The organism is Gloeotrichia echinulata CP02, assembly GCA_038087035.1.
Taxonomy (GTDB): Bacteria; Cyanobacteriota; Cyanobacteriia; order Cyanobacteriales; family Nostocaceae; genus Gloeotrichia; species Gloeotrichia echinulata.
On sequence record CP051187.1, the window covers coordinates 1,127,261 to 1,142,342 of the forward strand.

The 15,082-nt window shown below is 40.9% G+C and carries 16 protein-coding genes and 1 pseudogene; 16 read left to right on the top strand and 1 reads right to left on the bottom strand.

Annotated features, from left to right (window positions below; genetic code table 11):
- Positions 1-90: 90 nt before the first annotated feature.
- From HEQ19_05140 to lpxD, 16 genes and pseudogenes are all read left to right on the top strand, one after another.
- Entirely contained in the window at positions 91-1,161 is a 1,071-nt protein-coding gene (locus HEQ19_05140) for a glycosyltransferase family 4 protein (protein ID WYL98995.1), read from the top strand.
- Positions 1,162-1,310: 149 nt separating this feature from the next.
- A complete protein-coding gene (locus HEQ19_05145) occupies positions 1,311-2,474 on the top strand; it encodes a glycosyltransferase family 4 protein (protein ID WYL98996.1) in 1,164 nt (387 codons plus the stop codon).
- A gap of 152 nt (positions 2,475-2,626) precedes the next feature.
- Positions 2,627-3,646, top strand: coding sequence for a hypothetical protein (locus HEQ19_05150; GenBank protein ID WYL98997.1), 1,020 nt, complete (start codon positions 2,627-2,629; stop codon positions 3,644-3,646).
- A gap of 18 nt (positions 3,647-3,664) precedes the next feature.
- Positions 3,665-4,090: a transposase gene (locus tag HEQ19_05155; GenBank protein ID WYL98998.1), complete on the top strand. Its 426-nt coding sequence runs from the start codon at positions 3,665-3,667 to the stop codon at positions 4,088-4,090.
- Positions 4,051-4,611: an IS630 family transposase gene (locus tag HEQ19_05160; protein WYL98999.1), complete on the top strand. Its 561-nt coding sequence runs from the start codon at positions 4,051-4,053 to the stop codon at positions 4,609-4,611. Before HEQ19_05155 ends, HEQ19_05160 begins: the two co-directional genes overlap by 40 nt.
- Positions 4,583-5,098, top strand: coding sequence for a hypothetical protein (locus tag HEQ19_05165; protein ID WZI67114.1), 516 nt, complete (start codon positions 4,583-4,585; stop codon positions 5,096-5,098). The genes HEQ19_05160 and HEQ19_05165 overlap by 29 nt, the downstream gene beginning before the upstream one ends.
- Before the next feature lie 644 nt (positions 5,099-5,742).
- Entirely contained in the window at positions 5,743-6,981 is a 1,239-nt protein-coding gene (locus HEQ19_05170; GenBank protein WYL99000.1) for a glycosyltransferase, read from the top strand.
- A gap of 80 nt (positions 6,982-7,061) precedes the next feature.
- Entirely contained in the window at positions 7,062-8,294 is a 1,233-nt protein-coding gene (locus HEQ19_05175) for an NAD(P)/FAD-dependent oxidoreductase (GenBank protein ID WYL99001.1), read from the top strand.
- A 447-nt stretch (positions 8,295-8,741) separates the two neighbouring features.
- Positions 8,742-8,810: pseudogene (locus HEQ19_30690) on the top strand (helix-turn-helix transcriptional regulator).
- Between the two features lie 383 nt (positions 8,811-9,193).
- Complete coding sequence (locus HEQ19_05185; GenBank protein ID WYM03265.2) at positions 9,194-10,909, top strand: type ISP restriction/modification enzyme; 1,716 nt, start codon at positions 9,194-9,196, stop codon at positions 10,907-10,909.
- A gap of 68 nt (positions 10,910-10,977) precedes the next feature.
- On the top strand, positions 10,978-11,172 hold the full coding sequence (locus tag HEQ19_05190) for a DUF2281 domain-containing protein (GenBank protein ID WYL99002.1): 195 nt from the start codon (positions 10,978-10,980) through the stop codon (positions 11,170-11,172).
- Positions 11,157-11,489: a type II toxin-antitoxin system PemK/MazF family toxin gene (locus HEQ19_05195; protein WYL99003.1), complete on the top strand. Its 333-nt coding sequence runs from the start codon at positions 11,157-11,159 to the stop codon at positions 11,487-11,489. The genes HEQ19_05190 and HEQ19_05195 overlap by 16 nt, the downstream gene beginning before the upstream one ends.
- Before the next feature lie 20 nt (positions 11,490-11,509).
- Entirely contained in the window at positions 11,510-11,800 is a 291-nt protein-coding gene (locus HEQ19_05200; GenBank protein WYL99004.1) for a DUF2281 domain-containing protein, read from the top strand.
- On the top strand, positions 11,800-12,243 hold the full coding sequence (locus tag HEQ19_05205) for a PIN domain-containing protein (GenBank protein ID WYL99005.1): 444 nt from the start codon (positions 11,800-11,802) through the stop codon (positions 12,241-12,243). The genes HEQ19_05200 and HEQ19_05205 overlap by 1 nt, the downstream gene beginning before the upstream one ends.
- A 123-nt stretch (positions 12,244-12,366) precedes the next feature.
- Positions 12,367-12,600 (top strand): hypothetical protein, encoded by a 234-nt coding sequence (locus HEQ19_05210; GenBank protein WZI67115.1) that lies wholly within the window; start codon positions 12,367-12,369, stop codon positions 12,598-12,600.
- Positions 12,601-13,319: 719 nt separating this feature from the next.
- Positions 13,320-14,366 (top strand): UDP-3-O-(3-hydroxymyristoyl)glucosamine N-acyltransferase, encoded by a 1,047-nt coding sequence (gene lpxD, locus HEQ19_05215; protein WYL99006.1) that lies wholly within the window; start codon positions 13,320-13,322, stop codon positions 14,364-14,366.
- 480 nt (positions 14,367-14,846) lie between these two features.
- On the opposite strand, the gene HEQ19_05220 is transcribed toward lpxD, so the two are convergent.
- Positions 14,847-15,074, bottom strand: coding sequence for a hypothetical protein (locus HEQ19_05220; protein ID WYL98093.1), 228 nt, complete (start codon positions 15,072-15,074; stop codon positions 14,847-14,849).
- Positions 15,075-15,082: the final 8 nt, after the last annotated feature.

Consider the following 15,082-nt stretch of genomic DNA (forward strand, 5'->3'; position numbering starts at 1 on the left):
AATTGGTTTAGAAAGTATATTCCAGCAGTCCGCTAGTTCAGCAAAAAATTATCTAGCAATATTAAGGGAACACAAAAAAACTGAATTTAAATGAGAGTGCTTTTTTACTCTGTACTACCGTCACCGTATCAACGGGATTTATTCTCTGCACTATCCCAGCATCCTGATATAAATCTCAAAGTTTTTTATCTTGAACCAGCTTGCTCAGATTCGCCTTGGCCAGAAAAACCATTACAGCCTTATGAACATATTCTTCCAGGCTTTCACCTTGCTTGGGGAATATCCCGATTTCACATCAACTGGTATTTACCAAATATCACTCAATCAGATGTAGTTGTCCTCAATGGCTACATGAGTGTAACTGCTCAACTGCTGCTGAGATTGCAAGCCCAACAAATACCCTGCGTGTTTTGGGGTGAAAAGATGGCGGGTGCTTTTGGTGGGTTAAAAGGGACACTACAGCAGACATTAGCCACAGGATTGAACAATTGTAGTGCGATCGCCGCTATTGGTTCCCAAGCTATGCAAGATTACCAGCGACGTTTTCCCGAAAAACCAATCTTTAATATCCCCTACTACTGCAATCTCGCTGCATTTAGCCAAGAAATTCCCCCAAGACCCCGCACTCCCCCAACCATTTTATTTTGTGGTCAAATGATTGCTCGCAAGGGGGTTGACCTATTGCTGCTAGCTTTTGACCGACTGATACAGATGGGTCTCAAAGCTCGGTTGTTGCTAGTGGGACGTGAAGCAGATTTACCGCACATGTTGATAGCTTTATCAGATAAAACACGGAAAAACATTGAATATGCAGGTTTCCAGGCTCCCGAAGACCTACCCCATTTTTTTCGTCAAGCAGATTTGTTCGTCCTACCCAGTCGCTACGACGGTTGGGGTGTAGTCGTCAATCAAGCAATTGGTGCTGGACTACCTGTCATTTGCTCTGATGCTGTTGGCGCTGCTCATGATTTGATTGACCAGGGAATAAATGGCTACATTTTCCGTAACTCAGATGTTGATACATTAACTCAGATTTTAGCTAGATACTTGCAAAACCCAATTTTAATTCAAAAGGCTAGTTCTGCTTCTTTGCAAAAGAGTTTAGCGTGGTCTCCAAAAGCAGGCGCTCAACGTTGGGTTGATGCTTTCTATCAATTATAGCTTTTCCTGCTCGGTTCTTTTACTTACAACAATTTTCATTCATTTGAACCACAGATCTTCGTAGGGGCGCAAGGCCTTGCGCCCCTACCCTGTGGTCTATTTACCTGAAAATGGCTGTAATTACTTAATTTCAAAACGAAAAATATTTGATGAGAATTTTATTTATCAGCAGTAGCTCCGGTTCACGAGGTGGTGGAGAACTTTACTTAATCTATCTAGGACAAGAACTTGCTAAACGAGGTCATACCGTTGGGTTATGGTGTTCACAACATCCCAGAATGGATGAATTAGCCGATTCCTTTGGCAAATTTGGCGAAGTATTGCGATCGCCCTACCGCAATACCTATGATCGCAAACTCCGCTGTTTTTCAGATGTATTTCCTCGCTCTCACACCACATATCTATCACAATGTCAAGCTTTTCAACCGGATATCCTCCATTTGAACAAGCAAAACTTAGAGGATGGCTTGGATTTACTAGACTGGAGTCATCATTTACCAATTCCACATCTAGCAACTATTCATATTACTCAAACTCAAGCAAGTTTGGGTGCTTTTTTGGGGAAATGGCGTGATATTATCGCCAAAAGAAAATTACAACGTTTTAGTGGCTCACTAATAGCAATTTCTGACAATCGTGGTCAGGAATTAAGCAAATTTCTCTCTCCCTTTCCTGCATCTGTGCAAAAAATAGCTGTGATTGAAAATGGTGTTCTCATTCCCGAAAAATCAGAACGTTTAGCGAAACGCCAAGCAGCTCGTTCTCAACTAGGACTCCATCCAGATGAATTATTAATTTTAGCAGTCGGACGCATGGAAGCACAAAAGCAACCCCTTCTATTTTTGCAGTGGGCAAAAAACCTCAAACGCAACATTCCCTCAGCTCGTTTTTTATGGGTCGGAGATGGTAGCTTGGCTCCTGTATGGAATCAGTGGATTGTAGAACATCATGCCAAAGACTACATCCAACAATTAGGTTGGCAATCTGATGTTACCCCATTTTTAGCAGCAGCAGACGGCTTCTTTCATCCAGCCAAATTTGAGGGACTACCATTTGCTCTCTTGGAAGCAATGGCTTGGTCTTTACCATGTGTAATCACCCCATCTCTAGCAGATGAATTGAAATTTCCCGCACAAGTTTGCTTTGTTGCTGCTGACAACCAAAAATTTACCGGACTAGAGGCTTTTATTCAGCCTACCTTACGTGCTGATGTTGCGATCGCCGGTTATCAACTCGTCAACCAGCGATTTTCCCTAACGACGATGACAGATAAATATGAAGCTTTTTATGAAAGTCATCTACCTCGAAAATAGGGACTAAGTAGCGGTCATCAACTGCGTACACCAGCACAGATGAAACAACTTCTTATTCCCCTCTATCTCGTGGTGGATGGCCTAGGGGTGGGGTCTTATTTTCAAGTTAATTTTATTTTTGTCCACCTAATTGATTTCCCAAATTCCAACTCATGAATATTTATACCGATCCATATGAAGAACCAGAACAGCCTATATTCAAAAGGCGCATAGCTACAGCAACCATACCAGGAACATTCGCCCTACTATGTGGGTTATTGCTGGCATTTATAACTATTAATATTAACGAAACTCCCAGCCTCATGGCACGTCAGGTTGCTATTCCCGTAGGGATAGCAATAGCTGTCAACGTGGGGTTTGACAGTAGCCGAGGATTGCGAAATTTGTTTCGCGCAGATCTCCTCTGTTTAATTGCTCTATATTTCTTGACATTGGTAGAATTTTTATATCCTCAGAACCAGTTCGACCAACTCTTAACCCCTGAGAAAACTGTCCAAGCATTATATGTTGTATTAGTTGGGTTTGCAGGGTTAGCCATTGGTCGTCATTTAAACTTTTTAAAGCCAGCAGCCCAAGGTTGGTTAGACTTTAATCAAATTCCTAACCAGGTACTATTTCGGCTGTTCTTAACCGCAGCGTTATTGGGCTATTTCTACATATTCCTGTCAGTTGACTTCGATCCCTTCAAACTTTTCGACGCCTTGCTGGGTCCTCGGTTTGCTGTCCCTTGGGGACGGGGGCGTTTAGGTGACTGGCGTTCGCTTTTCATTGAATTAAAACTGTTCGTCTACGTTATACCTCCCCTGACAGGTATTATCTGGAATCGCCGCCAATATTTTCGCACTTGGCAGGTATTTTTGGTCATAGTTGTCTTTATTTTCACTCTCTTTGAAGGATTCGCAGGCGGAACTCGTAGTGTTTTTAGTACATATATTTCCACATTTTTAGGAGGGTATTTACTATCATTAAAACGACCTAATCTATTCAATGTGGCAATTCCTACTGTTGTTATGGGGCCTGCAATTGTTTTTGCAACCCGTCACATGCTTGGGTTTAGGAACATGGGGATACGTCGCTACCTCGAAACAGCGGCCTATGCTACTGAAAAAGTACAAGGAACCTTATCTGTTGACTATACAGCACTTTCCAGCAATGTGAAGTACAATATGTAAGATAGATAAATTATTATTATGAAACCATATTCCGTCGATCTGAGAGAAAAAATAGTCAATGCTTATCAGTTAGGAAATATTTCAGTTAGAAAGTTAGCTGTAAACTTTGGTGTTGGTAAAGCTTTTGTACAAAAAATGTTGAGACAGTATAAAGAGAAAGGACATGTTAATCCTGGTAAGCAAGGGACAAGAAAAAAAGCGGTATTAGCAGATTCTGCGGCTCAACTTGTTGCATTGGTAAAAAAGTATCCAGATGCAACTCTCTCTGAATATTGTGAATATTGGCTCTTAACTGAGGGGCAACTAGTGAGTTCCAGCATGATGTGTAGAGAATTGCAAAAATTAAATCTAACTCGTAAAAAAAAACGGTTCGCAGCAGTCAGGCAGCTACCGATAGAGTTCAATTGCTCAGGTGTGAATACAGAGAGAAAGTCAGAGATATAGAGCCGAAAAATCTGGTTTTTTTGGATGAAGCAGGCTTACTGCTTGGGTTAATGCGTCCAAAAGCTCGTAGTGAAAAAGGAAGTAGAGTATATGATGTAAAACCATTTTATCGAGGTAAAAAAGTCACTATTATCGGCGCAATCAGTATGGATAAAGTATTGGCTGTGATGACACTAGATGGTTCAATGGATAGTAATGCTTTTCGCGTGTTTATAGAAAAGTTGTTAGTGCCTCAATTATGGAAAGGTGCAGTTGTCATAATGGATAACCTATTTGCCCATAAGATCGATGAAATTACGCCCATAATTGAATCTGTTGGTGCCAGTGTCATCAATCTATCTTCTTATTCACCAGATTTTAATCCCATTGAACATTGGTGGTCACAGCTTAAAGCTTTTATCAAAACATTTTCTCCAAAAACTACTCAAATGGTAGATGTATTGATTGCAATTGCTTTAAATCTAATCAATCCTATGCATCTGCGAAATTGGTTTGCTAACTGCTGCTACTGTACTTCATGATTCAGGAAAGTGCTGTAACCTCAATACTATAGGTGCATTAGTCGATGCATTTCCCAAAAATCATGATTTTTTAGGACTGGAAGTGCTGTTTGTGTTTGCAACTAAACCGATACCTAGGGTCTTTTGGCCAGATAAACCAGAAAATCTGAGTGTATCAATTGAGGAAATATTAGATGCAAAAGGTTGGACAGTATCTTCAACTTATATTGGCGAAAGTTACATGATAGGCGGTATCTTAGCCGTGATATTAGTATCCCTAGCTTTGGGAATGTTAGCCAGCTGGTGGTCTCGCACCGCTGCTTTTCATACTACTGGTTACGGTATCGTTATCAATGCTCTAGGCTTTTTTACAGCTGGGATTACAATGCGGAGTCTTAGTGTATTGACAACATCACTCTTGCCCATCCTAGGGCTGATATTTATTGTGAAGGCTTTTCCCTCTTTATTAGGAATCAGACGTTCAGAATATGAATATCCTCCAGATTAATTTAACTGGGAAATATGGCGTGTTTTGAAAAGTGAAGTCACACCACAAAATATCTGATTTTATGATAATTTCATAAGTCTTAAAAAGGTGGTCATAGCCCTAACTACGTGTAATTCAAAAATCAAATAAGCTGTTGTACTTTTACAGCAATTTTCACTCATTTGAACCACAGATCTTCGTAGGGGCGCAAGGCCTTGCGCCCCTACCCTGTGGTCTATTCACCTGAAAATGGCTGTAATTTGCATAACTAGGGTGGGGAAGATACCTATCCCACAATAATTTTACTTTCAGATAACATGCAAGTTCAATGTTTAACAGCCTAGTAGTTATACATCATCTGTAAAAATTCGCAATCTCCAGAAACCCGATTTCTATAAGAAGTCGGGTTTCTAAATTTTTGTGGGTCATTTTAGTGATTTGTTTTGATTTGACAAACAGCGTCAAAGCAATATAAGGAGTGGGAGAAATAAAAAAAACGGATAAATTTTCCCAGGATGCATTTTGATTTTGTAACTGTAATCAAGACTAGTCTCAATTACCGCCACAAATGCGGAAATTTATCACGTTTTGTCCATTAAAAATGTAGATGATGACCCATCTATCTAGAGAAATTGAGCAGAACATAAACATTAACTAAAAAACAGATGAAGGTCTTACAAGTCATCCCCTCAATTAGCCCTACTATGGGCGGACCGACTGAAGTTGTTTTGAATCTGGTCAGAGCCACGCGCCAGCTAGGAGTAGATGTTGAGATTGTTACTACCAATGATGATGGAAATAATTTTTTAGATGTCCCTCTTCGTCAGCGAATTGAATATCAGCAAGTGCCTATCTGGTTTTTTCCTCGGATTTCTCACCGGATGAAAGACTATATTTTTTCGGCTGAGTTAGCACCTTGGTTTTGGCAACATATGAGGAATTATCACCTAGTAGAAACTCACTATCTTTTCTCCTATGCTCCTACCTGTGCTGCGGCGATCGCTCGTAGGCAAAAAATTCCCTATTTAGTTCATACAATGGGTCAACTTTCACCTTGGGCGCTAGCTCAAAGTTGCCAGAAAAAACAAATCTACAGTTGGCTGATTGAGCGTCATAATCTCAATCATGCAGCCGCCATTCACTGTACAAGTACTGGTGAAGCCGAAGATGTGCGAAATTTTCAAGTGAATACCCCCCTGTTTACCCTACCTCTAGGGGTAAATCCACCTGATTTTTTAGCCGATGCGAAACAAAAACTACGGCAGATATACGGCATTTCCTCAGAAACACCTGTGGTATTATTCTTATCGCGTCTTCACTACAAAAAACGCCCAGATTTACTACTGATGGCTCTTCATCGCCTTGTAGAACAAAACCATGATTTTCACCTCATCATCGCCGGTTCTGGGGAAGCAGAGTACGAAACTGAACTGAAAAACTTAGCAGCATCCCTTGGTATCACCCAGCAAATTTCCTTTGCTGGTTTTGTGATCGGGGAAGATAAAGACTTGCTGCTACAAGGGTCAGATATGTTTGTTTTACCCTCTTTTTCCGAGAACTTCGGTATAGCAGTCGCTGAGGCTATGGCAGCTGGACTACCCGTTATTATAACTCCAGGAATTCAAATTGCTCCTGAAGTAGCAGCGGCTGAAGCTGGGTTGGTTGTTGAGGGTGAAGTTGAACCATTGGCTCAGGCGATCGCTCAATTGCTCCAATCTCCCAATCAAAGACAACAGCTAGCTGAGAATGGGAAACATCTGGTAAAACACCAATATTCTTGGAGTGCGATCGCCCAACAGCTCACTTCTGTTTATTCCGCAATCATTCACAAACAACCCCTGCCTCATTCTGTTTGCCAAAATGCGATCGCCTCTAGGCTAAAATCAGAGACGATTATTGGGTAATTTATTTTTTGCTAGTCCCTTATTGGTTAAAATACAAACAGCAAGTATAACGACAAAGACATATTTGGGGTTTGAGATTTTTGCAACCGTTACGTATTGTAGTTATTGGTGGTGGGGCTGGGGGATTTTTTGGCGCGATCGCCTCTGCCGAAATTCATCCTCAAGCCGAGGTTACTTTATTGGAAGCCAGTCGTCAACCACTGGCGAAAGTGCTGATTTCTGGTGGGGGACGCTGTAATGTCACCCACGCTTGCTTTGAAGTTGATGGGTTAGTGCAAAATTACCCCAGAGGTAGTAAAGCTTTACAGGGTGCATTTACGCGCTTTCAACCTCAAGATACAGTAGCTTGGTTTGCAGCCCACGGAGTCAAGCTGAAAACTGAAGCCGATGGTCGGATGTTTCCCATTACCGATAGTTCAGAAACAATTGTCGAATGTCTGATTAAAGCTGCAGCTACGGCTGGGGTAAAACTGCGGATTGGCACACCTGTTGTTTCAGTTAAAAGACCACTCAACACTCAGTTTGAGATTAACCTGAAATCGGGAGAAACGCAAATTGGCGATCGCTTATTATTAGCGACAGGAAGCAGCCTTGCGGGTTATAAAATAGCCCAAGACTTAGGACATCACATTCAACCGCCTGTCCCCTCTTTATTTACCTTCAACATGGACGATCCTAAGTTGCGAGCTTTAGCTGGAGTTAGTGTTAACCCCGTAAACTTGCGCTTGTCTGTAGGCCCAAAATCCCAATTAGAACAAACAGGCCCTTTGCTGATGACCCACTGGGGTTTAAGTGGTCCTGCAGTCCTCAAGCTTTCGGCTTGGGGTGCTAGAGTCTTAAATGAAAGCCGCTATCAAGCTACATTATTCATTAATTGGCTGCCCGATTTACAGCCTGAACAAGTCCGGCAAAAAATCTTAACAATCAAAAGTGAATGGGGAAAGCGACCCATTGCCTTGCATCGTGGCGTTGATTTACCCCACCGTCTCTGGCAATATATTATCGCCCGCATCAATATTACCACAGAAGACCGCTGGGCAGAAATATCTAACAAAACATTAAATCAGCTAGTACAAGAACTCACACAAGGAGAATACGCCATCAGCGGTAAAGGCGCCTTCAAAGAAGAATTTGTCACCTGTGGCGGTGTTAACCTCAAAGAAGTCAACTTCAAGACTATGGAAAGCAAGTTAGTTCCTGGTTTGTACTTTGCTGGCGAAATCTTAGATATTGATGGCGTTACCGGTGGGTTTAATTTCCAAAGTGCTTGGACAACTGCATATTTAGCCGGTCAGGCGATAGGAAGTATCTAGGACTACCGCTCTTAAGGTGTACCAACCCAGTTAACTGATGAGGGGTCTTGCTCGTACCCCAAAAATCTAAAATCCAAAACTTGTACTGAGCTTGTCGTACCACTACGTGGAAGCAAGCTAGGCGTAGCCTCTGTCTACGACATAGCTCCGCTTACGCGTAGCGTCCCGTAGGGAACGTAGAGAAGTATCCAAAATCTAAAATTCGGAGGGTCAATTATTTTAATAAAAAAATACACAACACTTTCATTAATTTTGATAATTTTCTGATGATATTTATGATGATATTACTGAGGGCATTGGTTGCTCAAAATAAATATTATGTAACTTGTTATATCACTTATCACCTCTCCCGTGGTGAGTTATAAACTTCAACAAATGAATATCAAAAAACCTCTTTCGATTAAGCAGCCGGAAGCAGGTAATTTTATTCGGTAATTACGCAAATTAACAGGACTAACTCAAGAGGAATTTGCCGCACATTTGGGGGTGACATTTGCGACCATAAACCGTTGGTAAAAAGGTCGAAATCAACCTTCAAAAATCGCCATGCGGCAACTCGAAAGATGCGGCTCTTCCGTACTTAGCGTGCTGAATTTGTTAAAAAATAAGTTTGAAACCCTTGCCTGGCTCCGATAAAAGCCATTATTTTTTGTATTTGAGCTACTGTTACTAAAAATCAAATTATAAACGCCTATAAGCCTTGTTATTAAAGCAATTTAATCGACTTTCATTAATAATTAAGCACGCTATACACGCAAGAGCCACGGTTACGAGTTTACCTCAGCAATACATTACAAGAAGCATTTCAAATACCGCCTGCTGATGAATTTGATAATTGGATTCGAGATGAGGCGGATGCTGCTAATAAAATTAAGCAGGAAGCACCAGTAATGGTGGTGATGGGTAATCCTCCTTATTCTGGTCATTCTGCTAATAATGGCACTTGGATTAGTAGTCTTCTCAAGGGTAAAGATACAATCACCGAAAAGGTAACTAGCAATTATTTTGAAGTGGATGGTAAACCACTTGGTGAGAAAAATCCTAAATGGTTAAACGATGATTATGTAAAGTTTATTCGCTTTGCTCAATGGCGAATTGAACAAACTGGTTATGGAATTTTAGCTTTTATTACTAACCACGGTTTTCTTGATAACCCTACTTTTCGTGGGATGCGTCAAAGTTTGATGGCAACATTTGACGATATTTATATTTTAGATTTGCATGGTAATAGTAAAAAGAAAGAGCAATCACCAGATGGTTCAAAAGATGAGAACGTTTTTGATATTCAGCAAGGTGTAGCAATTAGTATTTTTGTTAAGCGACAGAATGATAAAAAGCAAGCAGCTAATATTTATCATACTGATTTGTATGGTTTACGTGATAATAAATATGGTTGGTTAAATTCTAATAGTATAGATACAACAGAGTGGATTCAGCTAAATCCACAAGCTCCATTTTATTTATTTTTTCGACAAAATACTGATTTACTTGCAGAGTATGAACCGGGATGGAAGGTAACAGATATTTTTCCAGTTAATAGTGTTGGAATAGTTACTGCTCGTGATGAATTAACTATCCAATGGAGTAGAGAAGAAATTTGGAAAACTGTAATTGATTTTGCCGATTTACTGCCAGAAACAGCACGATTAAAGTATCGATTGGGTGAAGATGCACGAGACTGGAAGGTTGAATTAGCTCAGAAAGATTTAAGAAGCCATCCTTATTTAGCAACTAAAGAATCTAAACCTTTTAGAGAATTACTTGCACCTATATTATATCGCCCGTTTGATATTCGTTACACTTATTACACTGGTAAATCTAGAGGTTTCCATTGTATGCCGCGTGGTGAAGTTATGCGTCATATGCTGGCTGGAGAGAATTTAGGTTTAATCTCCTGTCGTCAACATTCACAACAGAGTGACTGGAGTTTATGTGGGGTAACAAACTCTATTATTGAGAGCTGCGTCGTATCTAATAAAACTAAAGAAATAAACTATCTTTTTCCTCTCTATCTCTACCCCAACCCAAGCAATCCTAAAGAATTAGAAGAACCAGTTCGCCCCAACCTTTCCCCCGCATTCCTCAAAGATATCACCGCAAAACTCGGCTACACCCCCACACCAGAAACCATCTTTTACTACATCTACGCCATCTTCCACTCACCCACCTACCGCACCCGCTACGCCGAATTTCTCAAAATCGACTTCCCCCGCGTACCCCTCACCAGCAACAATCAACTCTTCACCCAACTTGCAGAATATGGCGAAGAATTAGTAGCACTCCACCTCATGAAATCGCCAAAATTAAATAACCCAATTACCCAATTTGTCAAAAACAACGGTAATCAAATAGTCGATGCTGGACACCCAAAATATACTAATGGTGCTGTCATCATCAACAGAAAAGGAGATAAATTTACAGGCGTACCAGAATCAGTGTGGAACTTCTACGTGGGAGGCTACCAAGTCTGTCAAAAATGGCTGAAAGATAGAAAGGGTAGACAGTTAAGTGATGAAGATATTCAGCACTACCAGGGAATTGTCGTAGCGTTGCAAGAGACAATTAAATTAATGGATAAAATTGATCAAGCGATACCAGGCTTTCCGATACAATGAAGAAAGCACAATCATGTAAAGATAGCCATCCATAATTAATACATCAAATTGTAATTGAGATACTTACCATGACAATCAAAGAACAACTGCTACAAGAAATTGAAAAAGTACCGGAACCTCTCTTACAAGAAGTGTTGGATTTTATTCAGTTTTTGCAGAATAAGCGCCAACAAGAGAAATTAGAAATAACCCTCTTAAGTGAATCTTCACTACAAAAAGATTGGCTGAAACCTGAAGAAGAGGAAGCATGGCAAAATTTGTAAAAGGTGATGTTGTTATTGTCCCGTTTCCTTTCTCCGACTTGACCCAAGCTAAACGTAGACCTGCTGTAGTTGTTGCTAATCTTCGAGGTAATGACCTGATTCTGTGTCAAATTACCAGTCAAACAGTGAGCGATGAATATGCTATTAACATTGACAATAGCGACTTTAGCACAGGTGGACTCAATCAAATTAGTAATATCCGACCTAATCGCTTGTTTACAGCTGATGAATCAATCATTCTCTACAAAGCAGGTCAACTCATGCCAGAAAAGCTAGAAGAAGTCATAGTGAAAATAATTGAGATATTACAACAATAACAATAAATGAGCCACCTACCATGACAATCAAAGAACAACTGCTACAAGAAATTGAATCCAGCCCAGATACAATTCTGGCTGAAACCCTAGACTTTTTACGCTTTCTCAAAACAAAAGAAACTGAAACACAGCCTACGCCATCAGCCCCAGAATCTGCTACTCATTCTCCAGTAAATTCCACAGGACGTTCACTCCTAGAACATCTCAAAACCATTGGAAAATGGCAAGGTGATGATTTAGAAGAATGTCTCAAGCTAGTGATTGCTAGCCGTGGTAAAGCAAAATTTGATTATGATAACCCCTTTGAATAATGTACCTATTGGATACAAATCATTGTAGCGCTGCTATTTTGGGTGATGAAAATCTACTTCGGCGCATCGCAGAAGTAGAAAACAGTCTAATTACAACCTGCGTCATTGTTCAAGGAGAACTGGTAGATATGGCAGAACGTTCTCAAAGAAAAGAAGAGAACTTAGCCCTCATTCATCACTTTATTCAATGTATCTATATCTATAACATTGATGCATCTACTGCTACTATTTACGGTCAACTAAAAGCCGCTTTATTTAATCAATTTGCACCCAAAGATAAAAACAAGCGGCGAAAAACTAAAGTCACTGATTTAGGTTTTGATGAAAATGACATTTGGATAGCTGCTATTGCACTGCAAAATAATCTAACTGTTGTTTCTAGAGATAGTGACTTTTTGCGAATTCAACAGGTAAGAAGCTTTTCGCTGTCATCTTGGATTTGACTCGCAGCATTTAGATACATAAAGTATCGTGATTTCACGGTTATAATTACCGGAATGGGTCTTCCGGTAATTATAACCGTTGAATTCCCCTCTCTCCCATTCCCCTTACCCCACTCCCAGGCTATGCTTGAACAAGCCATACAAGATATTATCCGCAAACAACGCCCCTACTACCTACCCCTTCAGAACCCAATCAAAGGCGTTGATAATCAATACTGGCTAATCTTCAAGCACCGAGATGCAGATAAGTTATTACACAATATCATCAGTTTTTTAGGCATCGGTGAAAAACACGCCGCTTACAAATTACTACGCATTGACCCCAAAAGCGCCAAAGTTTGGCTCTTGCGTGTATAGCGTGCTTAATTATTAATGAAAGTCGATTAAATTGCTTTAATAACAAGGCTTATAGGCGTTTATAATTTGATTTTTAGTAACAGTAGCTCAAATACAAAAAATAATGGCTTTTATCGGAGCCAGGCAAGGGTTTCAAACTTATTTTTTAACAAATTCAGCACGCTAAGTACGGAAGAGCCAAAATTCCCAGTAATCTCATTATATGGGGAGAGCTAATTTTTGGTAAGAGTGTGATTCAATCAACAATCAATCATGACAGACATCATCAAAATCCTGACATTGCTTTACGTTATCTAGGAATGGAGAGCAATCTCAAGGGATTGTACATTGAAGAGTAAACTACCCACATAACACTTATTGCATAGAATATTCCCGTAGGTTCGCAAGCCTTGCGCCCTTCCCGTCCGCCCTTAGCGCCAACTAAAGTGTATAAAAATTGGCAGCGCTAACCCATAGGATCTGGGCGCAAGGCCTTGCGCCCCTACGGATGCAATACTGGGTAGGTTTTGCCATTTTTGATCACCATAGATAACGATATTTCAATGGGCTTTAGCCATTTTGATTTGCCAAACCTACGCAGTATTGCCTACTGATGGAGTGATATTCGCCTTAGTCCCCATCCTGAACAAAATACCTAATTCTGTATCATTGATCTCAGAAGCATAGAACATAATGCTGACATAATCTTGCCTTTGTCGATGAGTTCTGAAAGCACAACAATGAAATTTAGCGAAATCCTCAGCCAATTTGGCGACACAGTTACCGACCATAGCTTCACCAGCAACCAAGACCACGACCCAGAAATCACAGGAGTAGCAGCCATTGATGAAGCGACTCAAGGCGCTATTAGTTACGTAGAAGGTGCGAAATTTGGGTCTTGGGTGGGCAAGACTAATGCTAGTGCGTTAATTTTACCCCAAGACAAAACATTACAAGAGCAAGCCCAAGCACGAGGTATTATCTGGTTGGCGGCAAAAGACCCGAAACTTCTATTCGCCAAAGCGGTGAAACTCTTCTACCAACCATATCGCCCAACACCAGAAATTCATCCTACCGCCGTGATTCACCCCACGGCCAAAATTGGTAACGATGTTTATATTGGTCCCCATGTTGTGATTCAGCCAGGGGTAGAAATTGGCGATGGGGCAATTATTCATCCGAATGTGGTAATATATCCCCATGCCAAAATAGGCGATCGCACCACCTTACACGCCAACTGCACCATCCACGAACGTACCCGCATCGGTGTAGATTGCGTCATTCATAGCGGTGCTGTCATCGGTGCCGAAGGTTTTGGCTTTGTTCCTACCAGCGCTGGTTGGTTTAAAATGGAACAATCTGGTTACACTGTCTTAGAAGATAGGGTAGAAGTAGGCTCTAACACTGCCATTGACCGCCCAGCCGTCGGCGAAACCAGGGTAGGTCGCGATACAGTAATTGATAATTTAGTACAAATAGGTCACGGTAGCCAAATAGGTACTGGCTGTGCTATAGCAGGTCAGTCAGGCATGGCTGGAGGCGTAAAAGTTGGGAATCGGGTAATTTTAGCCGGACAAACAGGAATAGCCAACCAGGTAAAAATTGGCGATGGGGCGATCGCATCTGCTCAATCCGGAATTCACAGTGATGTCGCACCCGGAGATATTGTTTCTGGTTCTCCGGCGATTCCCTACAAATTATACCTCAAGGTAGCTGCTATTTATAGTCGTCTGCCAGAAATGTACAAATCTTTAAAAGAATTGCAGCGTCAAATAGGGCAGAAGTAATGGGGATTGGGGATTAGGGATTAGGGATTGGGGATTGGGGATTGGGGATTGGGGATTGGGGGAGTAATCTTCTAGTCAGGTATTTGCCGGACTTCCACGGACATTTATTGACAAACCGCACCAAAAACCGTCCACAGGAATGGTGCAGACCCTACGCGCTCGATTGGCTCTGTCACCACATGTTTCAAGAAAATGGCTCTTGCGTGTATAGCGTGCTTAATTATTAATGAAAGTCGATTAAATTGCTTTAATAACAAGGCTTATAGGCGTTTATAATTTGATTTTTAGTAACAGTAGCTCAAATACAAAAAATAATGGCTTTTATCGGAGCCAGGCAAGGGTTTCAAACTTATTTTTTAACAAATTCAGCACGCTAAGTACGGAAGAGCCATAACTGCTCCCATGCTCCCGTTGAAACGTCAAGTAATGTCTGGATTTGTCCAGATTTTATGTAGCAGATAAGAGAGTAGTGAAAAATTATTAAACATTGTCATCATCATCCTGTCTTATACCTTGTTCTTTCAATAATCTATCCATCCATTCTCTATCTTTTACCAATAACTCTGGTACAGGAGGTAGATGATAATCTAAGCCCGCATTTCTCACAAGGAGAGAAGGGATTGAACTTGGCAGATTGAACTCTCCCAAAGCGCGAACCTCACGGGCGAAGTAATGAGTAATGAGTAATAAGTAAGAAGTAAGATTCATTACTCATT

What these genes read in the sequence shown, in the direction of transcription:
- HEQ19_05210 (WZI67115.1), top strand. Translation starts at nt 12,367, where the DNA reads ATGCTTGAACAAGCCATACAAGATATTATCCGCAAACAACGCCCCTAC.
- HEQ19_05200 (WYL99004.1), top strand. Translation starts at nt 11,510, where the DNA reads ATGACAATCAAAGAACAACTGCTACAAGAAATTGAATCCAGCCCAGAT.
- HEQ19_05150 (WYL98997.1), top strand. Translation starts at nt 2,627, where the DNA reads ATGAATATTTATACCGATCCATATGAAGAACCAGAACAGCCTATATTC.
- HEQ19_05220 (WYL98093.1), bottom strand. Translation starts at nt 15,074, where the DNA reads ATGAATCTTACTTCTTACTTATTACTCATTACTCATTACTTCGCCCGT.
- lpxD (WYL99006.1), top strand. Translation starts at nt 13,320, where the DNA reads ATGAAATTTAGCGAAATCCTCAGCCAATTTGGCGACACAGTTACCGAC.
- HEQ19_05190 (WYL99002.1), top strand. Translation starts at nt 10,978, where the DNA reads ATGACAATCAAAGAACAACTGCTACAAGAAATTGAAAAAGTACCGGAA.
- HEQ19_05145 (WYL98996.1), top strand. Translation starts at nt 1,311, where the DNA reads ATGAGAATTTTATTTATCAGCAGTAGCTCCGGTTCACGAGGTGGTGGA.
- HEQ19_05170 (WYL99000.1), top strand. Translation starts at nt 5,743, where the DNA reads ATGAAGGTCTTACAAGTCATCCCCTCAATTAGCCCTACTATGGGCGGA.
- HEQ19_05155 (WYL98998.1), top strand. Translation starts at nt 3,665, where the DNA reads ATGAAACCATATTCCGTCGATCTGAGAGAAAAAATAGTCAATGCTTAT.
- HEQ19_05195 (WYL99003.1), top strand. Translation starts at nt 11,157, where the DNA reads ATGGCAAAATTTGTAAAAGGTGATGTTGTTATTGTCCCGTTTCCTTTC.
- HEQ19_05140 (WYL98995.1), top strand. Translation starts at nt 91, where the DNA reads ATGAGAGTGCTTTTTTACTCTGTACTACCGTCACCGTATCAACGGGAT.
- HEQ19_05205 (WYL99005.1), top strand. Translation starts at nt 11,800, where the DNA reads ATGTACCTATTGGATACAAATCATTGTAGCGCTGCTATTTTGGGTGAT.
- HEQ19_05185 (WYM03265.2), top strand. Translation starts at nt 9,194, where the DNA reads ATGGGTAATCCTCCTTATTCTGGTCATTCTGCTAATAATGGCACTTGG.